Consider the following 2,374-nt stretch of genomic DNA (forward strand, 5'->3'; position numbering starts at 1 on the left):
CCAAGATAAAATGCTCATATCATCACAAGTTTTATCTCTCATTATCCTGCCAAGATAATGATTATCATAACTACGTCTTTGCTTATCCATTAAGTACCAAATTTTTTCAGACTTCTCCGCATACCAACGCGACGTCGGCAACTCTGACAATCTTTTTAATTCTGCAGGATCATTATCAAGAATTGACTCACGTTTACCGTCATTTATCATATCATTTATGATAAGGTCAGATGCAAAATCTACAATACCAAACAAATCTATCAATACAACCTCATAACTATAATAATACCACTACCAGCAAAAGATATCAGAGATTAATACAAGTGTCAATATAGTGCCTTAGTCAATAAAATTGTTCAAATATCTAATCGAAATCAAATTAATAATCAAAACACCAGAAAATTAATTGTCTATTTCTTTCCAAGATATTAATACTCTCCTGCCATAGGTAAATTTTATTCATATTTTATTAATAATATTTAACTTAAAATACAGTGCTGTGTTTTATATATGATTGATAATATGCGTATCATCCATAATGGGTAGTAATTATTTTATAAATAGCATCAAATATTGGCAATTAATTGTCACTATAGTTGTAATATATTACAACTATAGAGCTATAACATTGCTTTAAGTAATTGATACATTCCAAGTGGGACAGTAAATTATGCTACAAAAGGGAGTTTTTCAATTTTTACTTACTGTACTTTTGGTTATGGTGGGATGTGCAGAACAGAAATTTTGTATAACTGCTGATGATTATGGCTTTGATAAATTATCAATTTCTGCAAGAGGGAAAAATATTAAAGGTACAAAAAATAGTCAATATGTAGATTGGGAGGACTCTGGATTATTACTTAATGGGGAAGAACTATTTATAATAGTAATGGGAGGAAGGGATCCTGAACATGCAGATCAGTACTCTGAGTGGACAGGTTGGTTGTGTACTAGCAATGATACAACAATTTGTAATAAGATTAAAAATAATTTTTATCATACGTGTACAAGCCCTAATTGGTGCCCTAATCCATTAAAGCCAGCTAAATATGCTGATATAGATAATGCCCCTTGTGTTTTTAGACAAGGTATAGGACTATATGGCTTAGCACTACCCAAAAGTACAACTGTTGGTAGCCCTAATATCACGAAAGAAGCAAATATAACTCCCTCCTCTATTGATGCTACAGTATTTCATCTTGGTGACAGAAATGATTTAGCTCATGGTAACCAAAATAATTTAGGTGGTTATAAAAAAAGATTATCTTCTGACACTTTAGGAGGAAAATTATATTTTAAAATACTTGATAATTATTATGAAGATAATGCTGGTGGTTACAATATTATTGTAAAAAATGGAGCATCACGTGATACTAATGGTCCTATCGAATCGGTAATAAGACTAGTTACAAATATATTAGATAAAACTGCAAAAACGATATTCATAAGAATAATTAAGGATAATGAATACAGAGCAAGTCTTAGATATATATTGATTATATTTATCATCATTTCTGCCATGAGTTTTGTTGTAGGGATTACTCAATTTGCTTCAAAGGAATTTATTACTAGAGTATTTAAGTTATTGTTGATAACGGAATTATCTTTAGGAGAAAAAAGTTGGGATTTTTTTAATAATTATTTTTTTAAAATTTTTACCAAGGGTGTTGAAGAAATTATTGCTATAATTTTAAAGAGTGTAACAGGAGGAGTAATTGATGGTTTTGCTTTCTTTGATAAAATGGCTTATTTCTTTTTATCAAGTGAAATGACTGCAAAAATATGGTCTCTTATTACAGCAAATTTTTTTGTAGCACTTTTTACCATTCCTTTAATTTATGTAGCTATATTTGTCTTTTTTATTGCAATTGCCAAGGCTGTGATTATTTATCTGACCTCTTATATAGCAATATCATTATTAATTATTTTGGCTCCTATATTTTTAATATTTTTATTATTTGATATTACCAGGAGTTTTTTTGAAAATTGGTTGCAAAAACTTGGCAGCTATTTTCTACAACCAATTATTATATTTGCTGTCCTTGGATTATTTGGTCAAATTATTGTGAATCAAATATATAAAATGTTTGGTTTTGCCGTTTGTTGGGAGCCATTTATTCAAATATTTGGCATAACTTTATTAAAATTTTGGAAGGCATCTAATTTTAGTGATCGCAAAGCTGATATTTTTATTCCTGGCTACAGTGTTAATCCAGATAATCCTGATACAATTTGTTCTCCTTACGAATGTAGAGCTGAAAGATATGTTGATCTACCATTTTTAGATTTAGTGAAGGATGAAGGGTTAATTAATGATTTTCTTAGTGGAAATTGGTGGATGCTTTTTGTAGAGGCTCTTATTCTTATATTTTTT

2 protein-coding genes are annotated in these 2,374 nt (G+C 29.4%); one reads left to right on the forward strand and one right to left on the reverse strand.

Annotated elements, in window-relative coordinates:
* Positions 1–264 (reverse strand): hypothetical protein (locus IHI24_RS04565; RefSeq protein ID WP_194966885.1); only part of this gene is annotated, 264 nt, incomplete at its 3' end.
* Positions 265–670: 406 nt separating this feature from the next.
* On the opposite strand from IHI24_RS04565, the gene IHI24_RS04570 reads away from it, so the two are divergent.
* On the forward strand, positions 671–2,374 hold a 1,704-nt coding region (locus tag IHI24_RS04570; protein ID WP_194966886.1), incomplete at its 3' end, for a TrbL/VirB6 family protein.

This window comes from Rickettsia endosymbiont of Cardiosporidium cionae, assembly GCF_015476335.1.
GTDB lineage: Bacteria > Pseudomonadota > Alphaproteobacteria > Rickettsiales > Rickettsiaceae > JADHZC01.